Annotated in this window: 14 protein-coding genes; 11 read left to right on the top strand and 3 right to left on the bottom strand. The window is 37.2% G+C overall.

Going from position 1 to position 15479, the window contains the following annotated elements; genetic code table 11:
• Position 1: 1 nt before the first annotated feature.
• Both VHP32_06240 and VHP32_06245 read right to left on the bottom strand, forming a co-directional pair.
• The gene (locus VHP32_06240; protein HEX2787488.1) at positions 2-1033 is read right to left on the bottom strand and encodes a DUF4325 domain-containing protein; all 1032 of its coding nucleotides are present in this window, start codon (positions 1031-1033) and stop codon (positions 2-4) included.
• A gap of 180 nt (positions 1034-1213) precedes the next feature.
• On the bottom strand, positions 1214-1891 hold the full coding sequence (locus tag VHP32_06245; GenBank protein HEX2787489.1) for a hypothetical protein: 678 nt from the start codon (positions 1889-1891) through the stop codon (positions 1214-1216).
• A 210-nt stretch (positions 1892-2101) separates the two neighbouring features.
• Between VHP32_06245 and VHP32_06250 the strand changes: the two genes are divergently transcribed.
• The 5 genes from VHP32_06250 (at position 2102) to VHP32_06270 (ending at position 8742) form a co-directional block, all read left to right on the top strand.
• Positions 2102-2722 (top strand): RNA methyltransferase, encoded by a 621-nt coding sequence (locus VHP32_06250; protein HEX2787490.1) that lies wholly within the window; start codon positions 2102-2104, stop codon positions 2720-2722.
• Between the two features lie 64 nt (positions 2723-2786).
• Positions 2787-3599, top strand: a complete 813-nt coding sequence (gene kdsA, locus VHP32_06255; protein HEX2787491.1) for a 3-deoxy-8-phosphooctulonate synthase — start codon at positions 2787-2789, stop codon at positions 3597-3599.
• A complete protein-coding gene (locus tag VHP32_06260; GenBank protein HEX2787492.1) occupies positions 3577-6012 on the top strand; it encodes a hypothetical protein in 2436 nt (811 codons plus the stop codon). The genes kdsA and VHP32_06260 overlap by 23 nt, the downstream gene beginning before the upstream one ends.
• A 152-nt stretch (positions 6013-6164) precedes the next feature.
• Positions 6165-7208 (top strand): ATP-dependent 6-phosphofructokinase, encoded by a 1044-nt coding sequence (locus VHP32_06265; protein ID HEX2787493.1) that lies wholly within the window; start codon positions 6165-6167, stop codon positions 7206-7208.
• Positions 7209-7290: 82 nt separating this feature from the next.
• A complete protein-coding gene (locus VHP32_06270) occupies positions 7291-8742 on the top strand; it encodes an amino acid permease (GenBank protein ID HEX2787494.1) in 1452 nt (483 codons plus the stop codon).
• Positions 8743-8753: 11 nt separating this feature from the next.
• Here VHP32_06270 and VHP32_06275 read toward each other — a convergent pair whose 3' ends face one another.
• A complete protein-coding gene (locus VHP32_06275) occupies positions 8754-9617 on the bottom strand; it encodes a c-type cytochrome (protein ID HEX2787495.1) in 864 nt (287 codons plus the stop codon).
• Positions 9618-9755: 138 nt separating this feature from the next.
• On the opposite strand from VHP32_06275, the gene fsa reads away from it, so the two are divergent.
• The 6 genes from fsa to VHP32_06305 are packed head-to-tail and all read left to right on the top strand — an operon-like array spanning position 9756 to position 15403.
• Positions 9756-10400 carry a fructose-6-phosphate aldolase gene (gene fsa, locus VHP32_06280; protein HEX2787496.1) on the top strand — a complete coding sequence of 215 codons (645 nt, stop codon included), beginning with the start codon at positions 9756-9758 and terminating at the stop codon, positions 10398-10400.
• A gap of 3 nt (positions 10401-10403) precedes the next feature.
• On the top strand, positions 10404-10628 hold the full coding sequence (locus VHP32_06285) for a type II toxin-antitoxin system HicB family antitoxin (GenBank protein HEX2787497.1): 225 nt from the start codon (positions 10404-10406) through the stop codon (positions 10626-10628).
• The gene (locus tag VHP32_06290) at positions 10629-10832 is read left to right on the top strand and encodes a type II toxin-antitoxin system HicA family toxin (protein HEX2787498.1); all 204 of its coding nucleotides are present in this window, start codon (positions 10629-10631) and stop codon (positions 10830-10832) included.
• A 4-nt stretch (positions 10833-10836) separates the two neighbouring features.
• On the top strand, positions 10837-11922 hold the full coding sequence (gcvT, locus tag VHP32_06295) for a glycine cleavage system aminomethyltransferase GcvT (protein ID HEX2787499.1): 1086 nt from the start codon (positions 10837-10839) through the stop codon (positions 11920-11922).
• A gap of 12 nt (positions 11923-11934) precedes the next feature.
• Entirely contained in the window at positions 11935-12747 is an 813-nt protein-coding gene (locus VHP32_06300; GenBank protein ID HEX2787500.1) for a 2-phosphosulfolactate phosphatase, read from the top strand.
• A 58-nt stretch (positions 12748-12805) separates the two neighbouring features.
• The gene (locus VHP32_06305; protein HEX2787501.1) at positions 12806-15403 is read left to right on the top strand and encodes a DNA translocase FtsK; all 2598 of its coding nucleotides are present in this window, start codon (positions 12806-12808) and stop codon (positions 15401-15403) included.
• Positions 15404-15479 lie beyond the last annotated feature (76 nt).

Below are 15479 nucleotides of genomic sequence, written 5' to 3' on the forward strand. Positions count from 1 at the left end.
ACTAAATCGCTCTGTTAATCATAAACATAACATTTTCATTTGCATTCATCGGCATTATTTTTATTTGCGGATGACTTGATTGCCAGACTCTGAAAATTTCATCTGCAAAACCTTGCCCTATCTCATTTATATTTTTAAAATCCAGAATTATTACATCAAATTTTTCCAATCCGTTTAATACCCGCTTCGCTTCCGATCTTGATATAAAATGCTTATTCTGTTCAAATAATTTTATCCATATTTTTGATTTATTGAACTTTGCAGAATCATCAGTATAAAATTTAAACAATTCATTAAGGGTTTTGTTAGAATCTGCTGAAAGCACAAAGGTAATGAAGGTTCCTTTAACGTTTTTAGAATTTTTAATTGACACATCATTTAATAAATTATTAAAAGTTAGAGTTTTCCCGTAACTTTTTATTATAAATATATCCGCAATTTTCGACGTAAAAAAAATACCTTCGCCGGTATGTCTCTTGGGATCAGTTGTAAATTTACCCTTGGTTAAGTTCTGGATTGCATCCATAATAGATTTTAATCTAAGCTTATGTTTTAAATTATTAAAGATTCCAATGCCATTATCTTTAATTTCAAACCTTAATTGTTCTTTAGTCCTCTCTGTTAAAACATTAATATATCTTGCATTAGAATGTTCTATAGCATTATTCATTATTTCGGTAAAAGCATATTCAAATATAGTTTTAATATTATCATGTAATTTAGATAATATCGCAGTTTGAGAAACAATTTCATTTAAACATTCGTCTTCTTTTAAATTAACATTAATGTATCTTCGTTTAAAAGAATGAACTTTACTAAAAAATTTTTTTATTCTTTTGCTATCTGATTTTAAATATTTAGTGTTTTTCCCTTTTCCCGTTTTAATAACCTTGCCTTCGGCAATTAATTCTGTCAGTTTTCGATGTATATAGGCTCTTGTAAAACCTGTTTCCGAAACAATATCATTAACAGATATTGTTTCCTTTTTATCTAAAAAATTAAAAATTATTTTTTCCAAGTCTGATTTATTCATTGTATACGAATAATGTGTGTATGCAAGTTAACAATAAGTATACTAAAAATCAATATTTGTATACATATCTATTTATGGAAATTTGCTATAAAACAAAAGAGTGGTTTTGGTAAAATAAAAACAGGTTACTGTTTTCAACAATAACCTGTTTAAATTTTTTAAGTTTTAAATGAGAATTTATTATTTGCGGGAGATGAAATCCATTCCGAACGTAAACTGCAATCCGCCGACATCTTTAATCGGAGTATTATACAAGCTGTTTACTTTTTTTCCTATTACAGGCAGATAAGAATAACTGACGGTAAAGTTAAAAGCCAAAGCTTGACTTTGCATAAACTGCAGACCTATTCCGGCATAAGGACCCATTGCAAAAGCTGCATTCATATATCCGAGCGCATCAAAATAACTTTTGGAATACGGATTAGTTAAAACCAAGGACGGCATTACCCCTGCTTTAACATAAGGACGGAAGCTTCCGTCAAGGTCTTCAGAAAACATAAAATGCTGAATACCTATAGTTGCAGGAATCATAAAAATTCTGTTTTCTTTGTTGCTTACAATTGTGTTACCATAACGGTCGACTTCTTCAAATTCACGCGAATCGGAAAATCCGCCGATCGAAATATTAGCAGTAAGATTTGTATTTTCACTGAGCTTAAAATACAATCCGGAAGTTAAACCTACACCCTGTTCGGTATAATTAACGCCAAAACCCCAAGTATTTTTGAATGCAGTTAAATCGTTAAGGTTTTTAAGCATCTTATTACTTTCGTTATATACCTGGCTGTAAGCATTTGAGGAAAATAATAGTGAAGCAAATAATAGGAATGTTAATACAAAAAATGATTTATTTTTCATAAATTAATAAATTAAAGAAATTAATTAAAACACTTTTTTAAATTTCACGCCATAAATTGTATCTGTCCTGTAGCACAACTTATGGTCTTTGTCTTTAAAGAGGTAAAGAAACGGGGTCTATAAATTTAAAATTAATTTACGAAATTTTTTTGTATCATTGTTTTTAACAAAAAAACTCAGTCACGAGTTTCAAAAACATAATAAAAATTTTTGACAGAAAAAAGATATAATAAGATTAAAAACGTTGTTGAGAAAAGACAACCGGAATTAACTGTTGTGCTCGAAAATATCACTGATCCGCATAATGTTAGCGCAATCCTTAGAACTGCAGAAGTAGCGGGAATTGACGAGGTTTATTTAATCTATAATTCGGGAGAATTTCCCAAAATCGGCAAAAACTCCTCTGCAAGTGCTAAAAAATGGGTGGAATTACATAAATTTGATAGTGTAAAAGATTGTTTTGATGAACTTCATAATAGAGGATTCAATATTTTTTCGACAGCAATTGTCGAAAATGGCGAAAATTACTCATTATATGACCTCGATTTTTCACAAAAATCAGCTATTGTCTTGGGAAATGAAGTTATGGGTGTATCTGAAGATGTTATTAGGAATGCTGATAAAAATTTCCTGATTCCGATGTTCGGAATGATTCAGTCTTTGAACGTTTCGGTGACAGCGGGCATTTGTATTTTTGAGGCAGTGAGACAAAGGTTAAAAGCAGGGAAATATGATGAATCAATGCACAACGAAAATGAATTAAATTTAAAGCTTCAAAAATATATCTTAAAAGCTGACAGATACGGACTTCCGCCAATTACCAATGATTAGTAGAGTGTCATTCTGAGCGAAGCGAAGAATCCCCTGACTGTTGGCAAAATAGATTGACTAATTAATGATAGACTATAAAACCCTAAAAAACAAAAAAACATTTTTTCTAATTGCAGGACCCTGCGTGGTTGAAAGCAAGGATTTGGTATTTAAAGTCTGCAATGAGCTGAAAAAAATTACAGACAAACAAAAAATTCCGTTTATATTCAAAGCATCATATTCTAAAGCAAACAGGACATCTGCAAAATCTTTCAGAACAATCGGAGTCGATAAAGCCCTTGAGATTTTATCAAAAGTTCGTAAAGAGTTTGATGTTCCTGTTTTAACCGATGTTCACAGTGAGCTTGATGTCGAGCTTGCAGCAGATGTTGTCGATGTTTTGCAGATACCTGCGTTTCTTTCACGACAAACCGAACTCCTTGAAGCTGCCGGTAATACAGGAAAAATTGTCAACATAAAAAAAGGACAGTTTCTTTCACCGTTTGATATGCAATATCAGGCAGAGAAAGTTGCATTAACAGGAAATAAAAAAATAATGTTAACTGAACGCGGCTCGACATTCGGCTATAACAATCTAGTTGTTGATTTTCGCGGATTGCCTGTAATGAAAAATTTCGGATATCCGGTTGTGTTCGATGCGACGCATTCTGTTCAGATGCCTTCAAAAGAAAACGGTGTGAGCGGAGGAAATCCCGAGTTTATCGAACCGCTTGCAAAAGCTGCACTCGCGGCTGGCGCAGAAGGAATTTTTATTGAAACACATCCGAACCCTTCCAGAGCATTAAGTGACGGAAGCAACATGATAAAACTAACCAACGTTCAAGATTTATTAATTAAACTGAAAAGAGTATTTAATGCCGTCAATAGCAAAGATTAAACAAAAAAAACAAATCATAAACCCTGCAAATTATGCGGGAATATTCTTAATCGCCTCATCAACTTTACTCCTTGAATTCACACTTACAAGAATTCTCTCAATTGTTCTCTGGTATCATTTCGCGTTTATGGTTATCAGCGTTGCGCTTCTCGGTTATGGTATCAGCGGGACGTTTCTGGCAATCAACAACAAGCTGCGTGATTATAATATTGACAAACTCTTAACGTGGCTTTCGCTTGTCTTCGGGGTAAGCGTTTTGTTTATTTTTATTCTGATGAATAAAATTCCTTTTGACCCGTTTAGTTTATTCAGCGACAGCGTGCAGTTCTTTTATCTTCCGGTTTATTATTTATTAATAACATTACCTTTTTTTATTTCGGGACTTATAATTTCTTTGCTGTTAACAAAGTTCAAGGGTGACATAAATAAATTATATTCTTATGATTTAATTGGCGCAGGGCTTGCCTGCTTTGTGTTTGTTCTTGTGATGCCTGCATTCGGCGGAAACGGAACGATTGTGTTCGTAGCTATGGGCGGATTTTTAGCAGCTATTGTATTTGGAATTCAAAATCATAAGTGGCTCTCGCTTGTAAATTTTTTCTTAATCGGTTTTTGTTTCTTGTTTTTGGCTGACCGTGATAACATGCTTCCGATAAATTCGTCCCCGAATAAAATCTACGGCAACTTCTTAAAGCAAAATCCCGATAAAAAGCTTTTAACCGAATGGAATATCTTTTCCAAAGTTGATGTAATGAAAGAAGACGGACCTTCTGAGGACGGTATCGATGTTTATACTGCAATCATAGATGACGGAAACGCAACAACCACGATTCCTAATGTTAAAGCTCTACCATTACCCAACAAACCCGCAGACGCATCTAACATGGCTTTTGCTCCGCTCGACTCTATTAATAGAGTGTTCATAATAGGTTCTGCAGGCGGCGGAGAAATTCTCACTAGTTTATATCATGATGCAAAAGATGTAACCGCAGTAGAGATAAATGGAGCAATAAATGATATTATACAAAATAAACTCCGTTATTGGACAGGACCCTTAATTAACGGTAACAAAAATGTTCGACTGATTACCGATGATGCGCGAAACATAATGAGCGGAAAAAGAATTGTTTATGATGTAATAATTTCAGCGCATACAATCTCTTCTTCGGCAATTTCAAGCGGAGCAATGAGCCTGGTTGAAAATTATATCTTGACACAGGAAGCAGTCGAAGAATATTTATATCATCTGAATAACAACGGCGGAGTTTTATATATTACAAGACCTGAAACACAAGTGCCGAAACTAATAACAACACTTCGCAAAGCACGAGAGAAAACTAGTCAGGGAATTGAAAACAGCAAAAATTGTTTTATAATTTTCCGCAGACCACCGTCTGAATTCGAAGGTGAAAAAAGTTTTATGGGCGGGGTGCTTTATAAGAAAAACGGTTTTACCGAAGATGAAATCATTCGCGTAAAAAATGAAGCGGCATCGTTGAGTTTGAATATAGAATATGACCCGACCTCAAAACAGGAAGGACCATATAAAGAGTTAATAGAGACTGATAATCTTGATGGTGTAATAGCAAATTATAAAACCAATATTCAGCCGGCAACGGATAACAAACCTTATTTTGACGACAATCTTGGATTCGGAAGTTTATCCTGGGAAAACATGAGTGAGGTATTTAAGCAAAACGATAAGGCAATTCTTGCTTTGAAAGACAGACCCGTTGCGCAGACAACTTTGATTGTAATTTTAATTCAATCAATTGTCGCTGCTGCGTTTTTCATTTTGCTTCCTTTGAAATTCATAAAAGACAAAGGCGATAAAAAATTTAATAAGAGCTATCTGGTTTATTTTGCTTGTCTTGGGCTTGGATATATAATGATACAGGTCAGCATGATTCAGAAGTTCACGCTGTTTCTCGGACAGCCTGTTTATACATTGCTGACTGTTATTTCAACGATGTTGATATTTTCAGGTTTTGGGAGCATGTTCTCAACTAAATTTTTCAAGGGCTCAAATAAAAAACTTATAATTATTTTCAGCATAATAGCACTGTTTGTAATAGCAATAGGAATTTTAAACCCGATTTTATTTTCATCATCGGTTAGAATGGAAATTCATTGGAGAATATTAATCACTGTCGCAATGATTGCACCGCTTGGCTTCTTTATGGGAATGCCATTCCCGATTGGCTTATCGCTCATTGGCGATAATCAGAAAAAGTTTGTTGCTCTCTCATGGGGAGTGAACGGATTTTTCAGCGTCATCGGAACTGTTATGACTATTATGCTTGCAATGACAACAGGATTTATGTTTGTGTTTATCCTGAGCGCGTTGATTTATGCAATAGCAATGATTTTTATTTTAAAACAAAACAGGTTTGTGATACAAACTCAAGGTTAATTTAGTAAGACATACATTCCTGTCTGTCTGGACAGGCAAAAATGCCTGTCCTACTAAAATTTTTTTGAAGTCATTCCCGCGCAGGCGGGAATCCCAGTATTAGAACGAATGAGATTCTTCGTTTCGCTCAGAATGAAAAAGGAAATATAATTATGAAAGTTGGAATATTAACATCAGGGGGTGATTGTCCGGGACTTAATGCGGTTCTTCGCGCAATCGTGAGAAAAGGAATGGAATATAAATTCGACTGCATAGGCATACTAAACGGCTGGCAGGGAATTTTTGACGAAAAGTATCTTCATCTCGGAAGCAAGGAAGTAAGCGGAATAATCGCACGCGGCGGGACGATTCTTGGTACGTCAAGATTCAGCCCGTTCACTGTCGAAGGCGGTAAAGAAACCCTGATGAAAAAAATTTATAAAGCCGACTTCGATGCAATCATTGCAATAGGCGGCGAGGGGTCTATGCATGTAGCCCAACTCGCGTATGAAGCGGGCGTTCATATTGTTGGTGTGCCGAAAACAATAGACAATGACATCTACGGAACTGATTTTACTTTTGGTTTTGATACTGCCGTGAGCATTGCGACCGAAGCCGTTGACCGTCTGCACACGACTGCAGAGTCGCATCACAGGGTTATGGTGCTTGAGGTGATGGGCAGGCATGCAGGATGGATTGCGGTATATTCGGGAATTGCCGGAGGTGCAGATGCAGTTTTGATTCCTGAGTATCACGTTTCAATCGATGAAGTTGTAGATGTAATTAAAAACCGCTACACAAAAGGAAAGTTATTTTCCATCATTGTAGTTGCTGAGGGCGCGACATATATCGAAGATGAAATCAAAGCAATCAAATACGACAAAAAAGAATTTGAGAAAAAAGATGACTTCGGAAGAAACCGTTTAGGCGGTATAGGGTATCTGCTTGCGGAAGAAATCGAAGCACGCTCGGGATTTGAAACCCGCGCAACGATTCTGGGATATGTTCAGCGCGGAGGAATACCGACTGCATTCGACAGGATGCTCGGCACACGCTACGGTGTTTATGCAATGGAAATGGTTCACGATAAAAAATTCGGAAGAATGGCAGCGATTCACTCGACGCAACTCACTGACATTCCAATTACCAAAGCAATCAGCAAGCTCAAAACCGTCGATGAAGAGACATACAAAATAGCCAAAGTGTTTTTTAGGTAATCTTTTGTGAAGTCATTCCCGTGCAGGCGGGAATAAAATAAATTAGTAGGACAGGCATTCTTGCCTGTCCAGACAGACAGGAATGTCTGTCTTACTTAGCATCATTATGCCAAAGGTTAAAGAAGAATTTATTCATTACTCGGGGCTTGCAACACGGCTTGGACTTTTCACTGCTCTGCTGATTGTAATAAGCTCGATGATTGGTTCGGGTGTTTTCAAAAAGCTCGCGCCGATGACCGACGGACTTGAGTCAGGCGGACTTGTTCTTCTGGCATGGCTGATTGCAGGTATCATAACCTTGTTCGGCGCGGCAACGAATGCCGAAGTCGCCGGACTAATCGCCGAGCCGGGCGGACAGTATGTTTACTTCAAAGAAATGTTCGGGAAAGCATTTGCTTTTTTATACGGATGGTCATGTTTTTCCGTTATTCAGTCTGCTTCAATTGCATCGATTGCTTATGTATTTGCTGAGTCGGTTAATGTCATTCTTCCGCTTCCGCATTTGTCGCCTGATTTAGAAAGTTTTTCAATTCTCGGAATTTTCAATCCGCTGAATAACTTTGGCGTAAAGATGCTGACGATTGTTACGATTTTATTTTTAACATCCGCGAATTATCTTGGTGTAATTTTCGGTGGATACATCTCGAATATTTTTACGATTCTTAAAGTAACGGGAATTTTTGTAATCATAATTCTCGGCTTAACCATAAGCGGCGGCTCGGTTGAAAATCTTGCGCCAATCGGAGAAAATCCTGGAGCGGCATATAACGGCACTTCACTCGGACTTTTCGGAGCTATGTTTGCGGCAATGCTTGGTGCGTTCTGGGCTTATGACGGATGGAATAACATCGGCTATCTCGGCGGTGAGGTGAAAAATCCCAAACGAAACATTCCTATCGCGCTCTTCGGAGGAGTTAGCATCGTAATATTTATTTATCTGCTTATAAATTTTGTTTATTTGTATGTTCTGCCGGTTGATATGGTAATAGAATATGCAAATCGCGAAAACACAATCATTGCTGTTGAGGTTATGCGAAGCTTCACGGGGAATTACGGAGCATTTTTTATTTCGCTGCTGATTATGGTTTCAACTTTCGGAACAACAAACGGAAGCATACTTGCATCATCGAGAATTTATTTTGCAATGGCTCGCGACAGATTATTTTTTAAATCAGCCGCAAAGGTTCATCCGAAATTCAGAACTCCTTATACTTCACTTGTCATTCAGGGAGCATGGGCAAGCGTGCTTACACTCAGCGGAACGTTTGACCAGCTTACAGACATGCTCATCTTTGCTTCGTTTATTTTTTATGGAGCAGGCGCGCTTGGTGTGTTTGTTCTCAGAAAAAAAATGAAAGACCAGCATCGCCCGTATAAAGTCTGGGGCTATCCGTGGATACCCGGAATTTTTGTGCTGTTCTGCGCAGTGCTTGTGGTCGTAACAATCATTCAAAACCCGCGCGACGCAGGAATCGGTCTCGTACTTGTGTTAATCGGAATACCGTTTTATTATATCTGGAAAGAAAAAAAATAATCGAAAAGTAACTACTTCTTATAATACCTCGGTCTTGAGAGCGAGTTCATGTAATTTGCTATCTGATAAGCTTCTTCGGTTGTTAAGCTTCCTCTGTCGTTATAAGGCATTTCATGATAAAGAAATTTCGCTGACTTTTCCAATGTATGCATTCCTGCTCCGTTATTATAGCTGTCGGGTCCTGCAATAGGAGGGATTATATAAACATATCCATCAGGATGTTCATCAAGATTGTTAGGTGCGCCAAGCCCTTCCGAACCGTGGCATGTCATGCATTTTCTTATGTACATTTGTTTCCCGACTGCAGTATCTAATGTTCCCGTGAACGGCTTTATATCGGGTATTCCTTCATACTGCACTTTCACGTGTGCAGGAATATCTTGGCTAATGAAATTGAGATATGCAATTATGGATTTCAGTTCATAGCTGTCAGAAGGAAGAGCTCTTCCGTTCAAGCTTCTTTCAAAACAATTGTTTACTCGTTCAACCAAATCCAATGTATCATTAAATCTAGCTATATATTGCGGATATCTTCCCACAACACCGACAAGATTAAGTGTATTTTTCTCAGTTCCTGCTCTGAAATGACAGTTTGAGCAGGTCAGGTTATTTCCCGCATATTTTAAAGAAGGATTTTTTGCATGTGGTCCGACTATTTTAGCCGTATTCATCAGAATCTCATTGCCGTATTTTATCATTTTTCCGGAATCGCTGTTAAGGTCTAACCGCTTGATGTTTGGATAAACCCATGCAGCAAGTGAGTCATTAACCATTCCGGGTTTCGGTACATTCAAAACATTGCTTTTTATGATTATGTATGCCAGAAGGACAACAACAAAACAAATAAGAATAATGTGGAATTTGTCTAATTTCATAAGGCAAAAAATGAAATAAAGTTGTGTTAAAAAAGGCAAATAAAATTTAAAAAAACAAGTGAGTAAATTAATAATCCCTTAATAATAACTTTAAAACTAAATTTCTAATAGGTATTTTGTTTAAACCAAAATCCAAACATGAAAATATTTATCGATACCGCCAATCTTGATGAAATAAAAGAAGCTGCCGCTATGGGAATTCTTGACGGTGTCACTACAAACCCTTCGCTCGTCTCAAAAGAAGGACATAAAGACTTCCGCGCAATGCTTGAAAAAATTTGTTCGATTGTTGATGGCGATATCAGCGCTGAGGTGATTTCTACAAAAAGCGAAGACATTCTAAAAGAAGGACGTGAGCTTGCAAAAATTCATCCGAACATTGTAGTTAAGGTGCCCTTGATAAAAGAAGGATTAAAAGCTGTAAAAGTTTTTTCATCAGAAGGGATAAGAACAAACGTTACTCTTTGTTTCTCTGCATCGCAGGCACTTCTTGCCGCGAAAGCAGGAGCATATATAATTAGCCCCTTTGTCGGACGGCTTGATGACATCTCACAAAACGGTATGGAGCTTATTGCGCAAATCGTGAACATATACAGAAACTATGATTACCAGACACAGGTTTTGGTTGCATCGGTCAGGCACCCGCTGCATTTTGTTGATTCTGCAATGATGGGAGCAGATATTGCAACAATGCCTTTTAAAGTCATTGAAATGCTTGTAAAACACCCTCTAACTAATATCGGTCTTGAGAAATTCCTAAGCGACTGGAAGAAAAATCAATAAAATATGATATATAATTATAGAACTCTTTTAAGGAAAGAACCTGAAGGTGGATATACAGTTTTTATTCCCTCACTTCCCGGATGTATAAGCTATGGTGAAACCATGGAAGAAAGTATAAAGAACATTAAAGAAGCAGTTGAATTATATATTGAAACTAAAAATGAATTAGGTGAAGAAATTCCAACGGAAGAGGAAACTTTTGAATACAATATAAAAGTTGAAGTCTAATTGAAACCAAAAGAATTAATAAAAATTTTGGAATCAAAAGGATTTTATCTCAAACGTTCAAAAGGAAGCCATCAAATTTTTAGAAATGATGAAACCGGAAAAATGACAGTTGTTCCTGTTCATAATAGAGATTTACCCATTGGGACCTTTAATGAAATTTTAAAGCAAGCCGGAATCACTAAAGACGATTTAACCAAAAAATAAAATTTTGAAAAAAACAGCATTTTACTATATACATAAAAAACTTGGTGCGAAGATGGTTGACTTCGTTGGATTTGAAATGCCTATTCAATACGAAGGCATCATTGCCGAACATAAAGCTGTGAGAAATTCGGTCGGAGTATTCGATGTTTCCCATATGGGCGAGGTTCAGGTTCACGGTCCTGACGCCGCAAAGTTTGTTCAAAAGATTACAACGAATGATGTTACGAAACTTAACGTTGGTGACGTGCAGTATTCGGCTATGTGCTATGAAAACGGATGCGTGGTTGATGACCTGCTGGTTTATAACTGCGGTGATTATTTTATGCTTGTAATAAATGCATCGAATATTGATAAGGACATAGACTGGATAGAACAAAGCATAACCGATGAAGATGTTCATCTGAAAAATATTTCTGATGAAACTTCATTGCTTGCGGTTCAGGGACCAAACTCAATGGCAACTTTGCAAAAACTGACTGACGTTGATTTATCATCGATGCCTTATTATACTTTTAAGTTCGGACAAATGGCAGGTCAGGATGTTATCATTTCGAGAACAGGTTATACAGGTGAAAAAATTTGTTTTGAAATTTATTCTTCTTCAAACAAAGAAAAATCAGAAGCATTATGGAACGCAATTTTTGAAGCAGGAAAAGAATTTGACATAAAACCAACCGGACTTGGCGCAAGAGATACGCTCAGGCTTGAGTACGCTTTCAGATTATACGGAAATGATATGGACGAGAACATAAACGTTTTAGAAGCAGGGCTTGGATGGATAACAAAGCTTGACAAAGGTGATTTCACGGGAAGCGAAGCTTTAAAAAAAGCAAAAGCTGATGGCTTGAAAAGAAAAGTTGTCGGGTTTATTATTGATGACAGATTAATTGCCCGCCATGGTGCCGAAATTTATTCAGGCGATAAAAAAGTTGGAGTTGTAACAAGCGGAAATATTTCTCCTATGCTTAACAAAAACATAGGGCTTGCTTTGCTTGATGAAGGTTACAATAAAATCGGAACCGATATCGAGATTGATATAAGAGGTAAAAAGATTAAGGCAAAGACTGTAAAGACGCCATTTTTAAAATAGAAACTATAAATAATGCTCAACGCGACAATTTATTTAACTCATTCATTGGTTAATGATGAGCTGACTTTAAAAGATAAAAATGTAATAATAATAGATGTATTGAGGGCAACTTCAACTATAAACGTTGCGCTTTCAAATGGAGCAAAAGAAGTAATTCCTGCCGATACACCGACAAAGGCAGCCAGAATAGGCAAAGGAGCGGGCAATTCATTGCTTTGCGGTGAAAGAAACGGAAAAATTGTCGAGGGATTTAACCTTGGAAATTCACCGCTTGAATACACTTCTGAAATCGTTAAAGACAAGGTTCTTGTTTTTAGCACGACAAACGGAACGATGTCAATTCTGAAAGCTAAATATGCTAAGACATGCGTGCTTGCAAGTTTTCTAAACATTAACCGTGTTGTTGAATTCATTGAGAATCTGAATGAAGATTTTGTAATTATATGTTCAGGCAAGCTTAATAATTTCTGTATAGAAGATACTGTTTGCGCGGGAATGATTTTGCGCAAGCTCAAGAAAGATAAAATTGAGCTGGCTGTTAATGACCCCGAGGTAACTTCGGAGGTTCTTGCAAAGCATTATCTAAAAGATGCATCGAATGCACAGGATGATGCGGTTCTGAAAATGCTTAAAGAAACTGAACACGGAAAATATCTGATAGGAATTGGTTTTGAAGATGATTTGAATCTTTGTTCTAAATTAAATTCATATCCTGCGCTTCCGATGTATCAGAACGGTTTAATAAAATTAAAAGAAGCCTTTGATGCCGAAGCAGTTCAGAAAGCTGCGATGAAGAAAACAGTTATTCACGATTCGGCTGCGTAATTATCTTGTTACAGTTAAATATTAATTTAATATTAAAACATCTTTAAGTTTTAAATAGATGGCAAAAACGTCTAAAGACGAAGATTTTAACATTTCGGTTGAAGCAAAAAAACAGATTCTTGGTTTCTTTGTTTTAATAGCAGGAGTTCTTCTTTTACTCTCAATTTTTTCTTACACTACAAACGACGAAGCAACGCTCGAAAAACTGAATTTTTTCTCGATTTTCAGACAGGAAACATATTCGGGCACTTATCCTATCCAAAACTGGCTTGGAATTGCAGGCGCTTTTGTGTCGCAGTTTTTCATTAATAATCTTTTCGGATATTTTTCATCGATAATAGGCCTTCTCGTAATCTTTGCAGGCATTCTTTTGATTGCAAAGAAAAAATTCCGTCCTTACTTATTTTATTTTTCTTATTCCGTATTGTTAATGGTGCTTCTTGGAAGCGCGTTGGGTTTGTTGAGAATTTTATCCGGTGCAGGAGCAATATCATCAAAGCTCAGCGGAACAGGAGGGGATTTTGTCGCAACAATATTTTATAAGACGACAGGAAGTGTCGGCGCAACCGTAATAATTTTTTTGCTTTTGTTTGTAAATATATTCCTGCTCATTAATGGAAGTTTTTATAAATCATTTGAGCGTTTAAAAGCTTTTGTAAATTATTTAATTGGAAAGTCCAAAGATTTCAGGGAAAGCCAAAAACAAAAAGCGGAAGCGAAAAAAGAATTACAGGAACAACTTAAAAAAGAACAGGAAGAAAAAGCAGTTTTACTTCAGGAGGAAGCAAATAAAAAAACTGCATTCACGGAAGCTCTGATAAAAGAAAAAGAGAAACTGAAAAAAATTAAGTATGCAAAAGAAGAAGATTTGATTTTAGAGGAACAGGTTATCGAAGAAATTGAAGATCCGAAAGTCGAGCCTGAAATCGAGCCCGAGGTTGAAGAGGAAGAACCTATAAGGGAAACCGAAATAAACAGACCTAAACCTGTTGAGATAGCCGAAGTAAAAGAAACTAAAAAAGAAATTATTGCTAAACCCAAGCAGGAAAGCGATGCCGATTTAATTGTTGTTAAAGAAAAGAAAACGGAAGTCTCGGAGACAGACATAAATCCTGAAAACTCAAATGAAACCGAGGCCTTATCAGGAATTGATGAAGACGATTACATAGAAGAAACGCTTGATGACTATAATACTCCGGGCACCGACATTCTGACACAGCCGACAAGAGAAGAGCTTGAGAACGTTACTGATGAAGAGCTTACTACAAACGGCAGACTGTTGCAAGAAAAACTCCTGAAGTTCGGAATCGAAATTGAAAAAGTTACCGCAACTCCCGGACCTGTTGTAACACTTTATGAGCTTGTTCCTGCAGCAAACGTGAAGCTTTCAAAAATCGAGTCGCTGCAAGATGACATTGCGCTTGCATTGAAAGCACGCGGCATCAGAATGATAATCCCGATTCCCGGCAAAGGAACTGTCGGCGTTGAAATTCCGAACAGCAAGGCACAGATTGTCCGTATCAAATCAATTCTTGAATCACCAAAATATAAATCGTCAAATAAAATTTTACCTATTGCATTCGGAAAAACAATCGACGGTGAAGTCTTCATCGATGACCTTGCAAAGATGCCGCACTTGTTAATTGCAGGCGCGACAGGTTCAGGAAAAAGCGTCGGCATAAACACGATTATTGCAAGTTTGCTTTATAAATTACATCCATCCGATTTAAAATTCGTGATGGTTGACCCGAAAAAAATCGAACTGAATTTATATTCGAAGTTAAAGAAGCATTACCTCGCAACAACAAAAGATATAAACGAAAGCATTGTAACAAGTCCTTCGAACGCGGTTTCGGTTTTGAAAAGTTTGGTAAGCGAAATGGAAAAGCGCTACGATAAGCTTGCAAACGCAGGTGTGCGAAACATCGAAGCATATAACGTGAAATATAAAGACGGCAAGCTGAAAGACAACGATGCAATCCGGCACAAGAAAATGCCGTATATAGTTGTCATCATAGATGAGCTTGCTGATTTAATGATTACTGCAAAGCGTGAAATCGAAGAACCGATTGCGCGTCTTGCGCAGATGGCTCGTGCTGTCGGCATTCATCTGATTGTCGCGACACAGCGTCCGTCGGTTGATGTTATTACCGGTGTTATTAAAGCAAACTTCCCGGTTCGTATTGCTTATCAGGTTGCATCGAAAATCGACTCGCGGACAATTCTCGACATGGGCGGTGCCGATGCGCTTCTTCGCAACGGTGATATGCTTTACCTTTCTTCCGCTTCACCGAAGCCGATTCGTATTCAGAATGCTTACATGTCAACAGAAGAATGCGAACTTATGGTAGATTATATCGGCGACCAGGACGGATTTAAAAAGCTCCACCTGCTTCCTTCAACTCAGGAGAACAGAAAGTTCGGAGGTGACGATGATGACAGGGATATTATGTTTGATGATGTTGCAAGAATGATTCTGAGCATGCAAACTTGTTCAACTTCTGTTATTCAACGAAGAATGAAACTTGGTTATGCACGCGCAGCAAGAATCGTTGACCAGCTTGAACGCGCAGGCATCGTCGGTCCCAACAATGGCGCTAAAGGACGTGACATTCTCGTCACCGAAGACGAGCTTGAAGATATTTTAAATGGATAGCTTTTCTTTCCCACAAATTTCACAAATTTCACTAAAATAATTTTTAAAGAAAATTCCCCTCTTGAGAGGGGTGTCC

The sequence above is a fragment of the Ignavibacteria bacterium genome, from assembly GCA_036262055.1.
GTDB lineage: Bacteria > Bacteroidota > Ignavibacteria > Tepidaquicellales > Tepidaquicellaceae > DATAJP01.

Excerpts from the sequence above, each read along its gene's own strand:
- VHP32_06240 (HEX2787488.1), bottom strand. The coding sequence starts at position 1,033 with ATGAATAAATCAGACTTGGAAAAAATAATTTTTAATTTTTTAGATAAA.
- VHP32_06245 (HEX2787489.1), bottom strand. The coding sequence starts at position 1,891 with ATGAAAAATAAATCATTTTTTGTATTAACATTCCTATTATTTGCTTCA.
- kdsA (HEX2787491.1), top strand. The coding sequence starts at position 2,787 with ATGATAGACTATAAAACCCTAAAAAACAAAAAAACATTTTTTCTAATT.
- VHP32_06260 (HEX2787492.1), top strand. The coding sequence starts at position 3,577 with ATGCCGTCAATAGCAAAGATTAAACAAAAAAAACAAATCATAAACCCT.
- VHP32_06265 (HEX2787493.1), top strand. The coding sequence starts at position 6,165 with ATGAAAGTTGGAATATTAACATCAGGGGGTGATTGTCCGGGACTTAAT.
- VHP32_06270 (HEX2787494.1), top strand. The coding sequence starts at position 7,291 with ATGTCTGTCTTACTTAGCATCATTATGCCAAAGGTTAAAGAAGAATTT.
- VHP32_06275 (HEX2787495.1), bottom strand. The coding sequence starts at position 9,617 with ATGAAATTAGACAAATTCCACATTATTCTTATTTGTTTTGTTGTTGTC.
- fsa (HEX2787496.1), top strand. The coding sequence starts at position 9,756 with ATGAAAATATTTATCGATACCGCCAATCTTGATGAAATAAAAGAAGCT.
- VHP32_06285 (HEX2787497.1), top strand. The coding sequence starts at position 10,404 with ATGATATATAATTATAGAACTCTTTTAAGGAAAGAACCTGAAGGTGGA.
- VHP32_06300 (HEX2787500.1), top strand. The coding sequence starts at position 11,935 with ATGCTCAACGCGACAATTTATTTAACTCATTCATTGGTTAATGATGAG.
- VHP32_06305 (HEX2787501.1), top strand. The coding sequence starts at position 12,806 with ATGGCAAAAACGTCTAAAGACGAAGATTTTAACATTTCGGTTGAAGCA.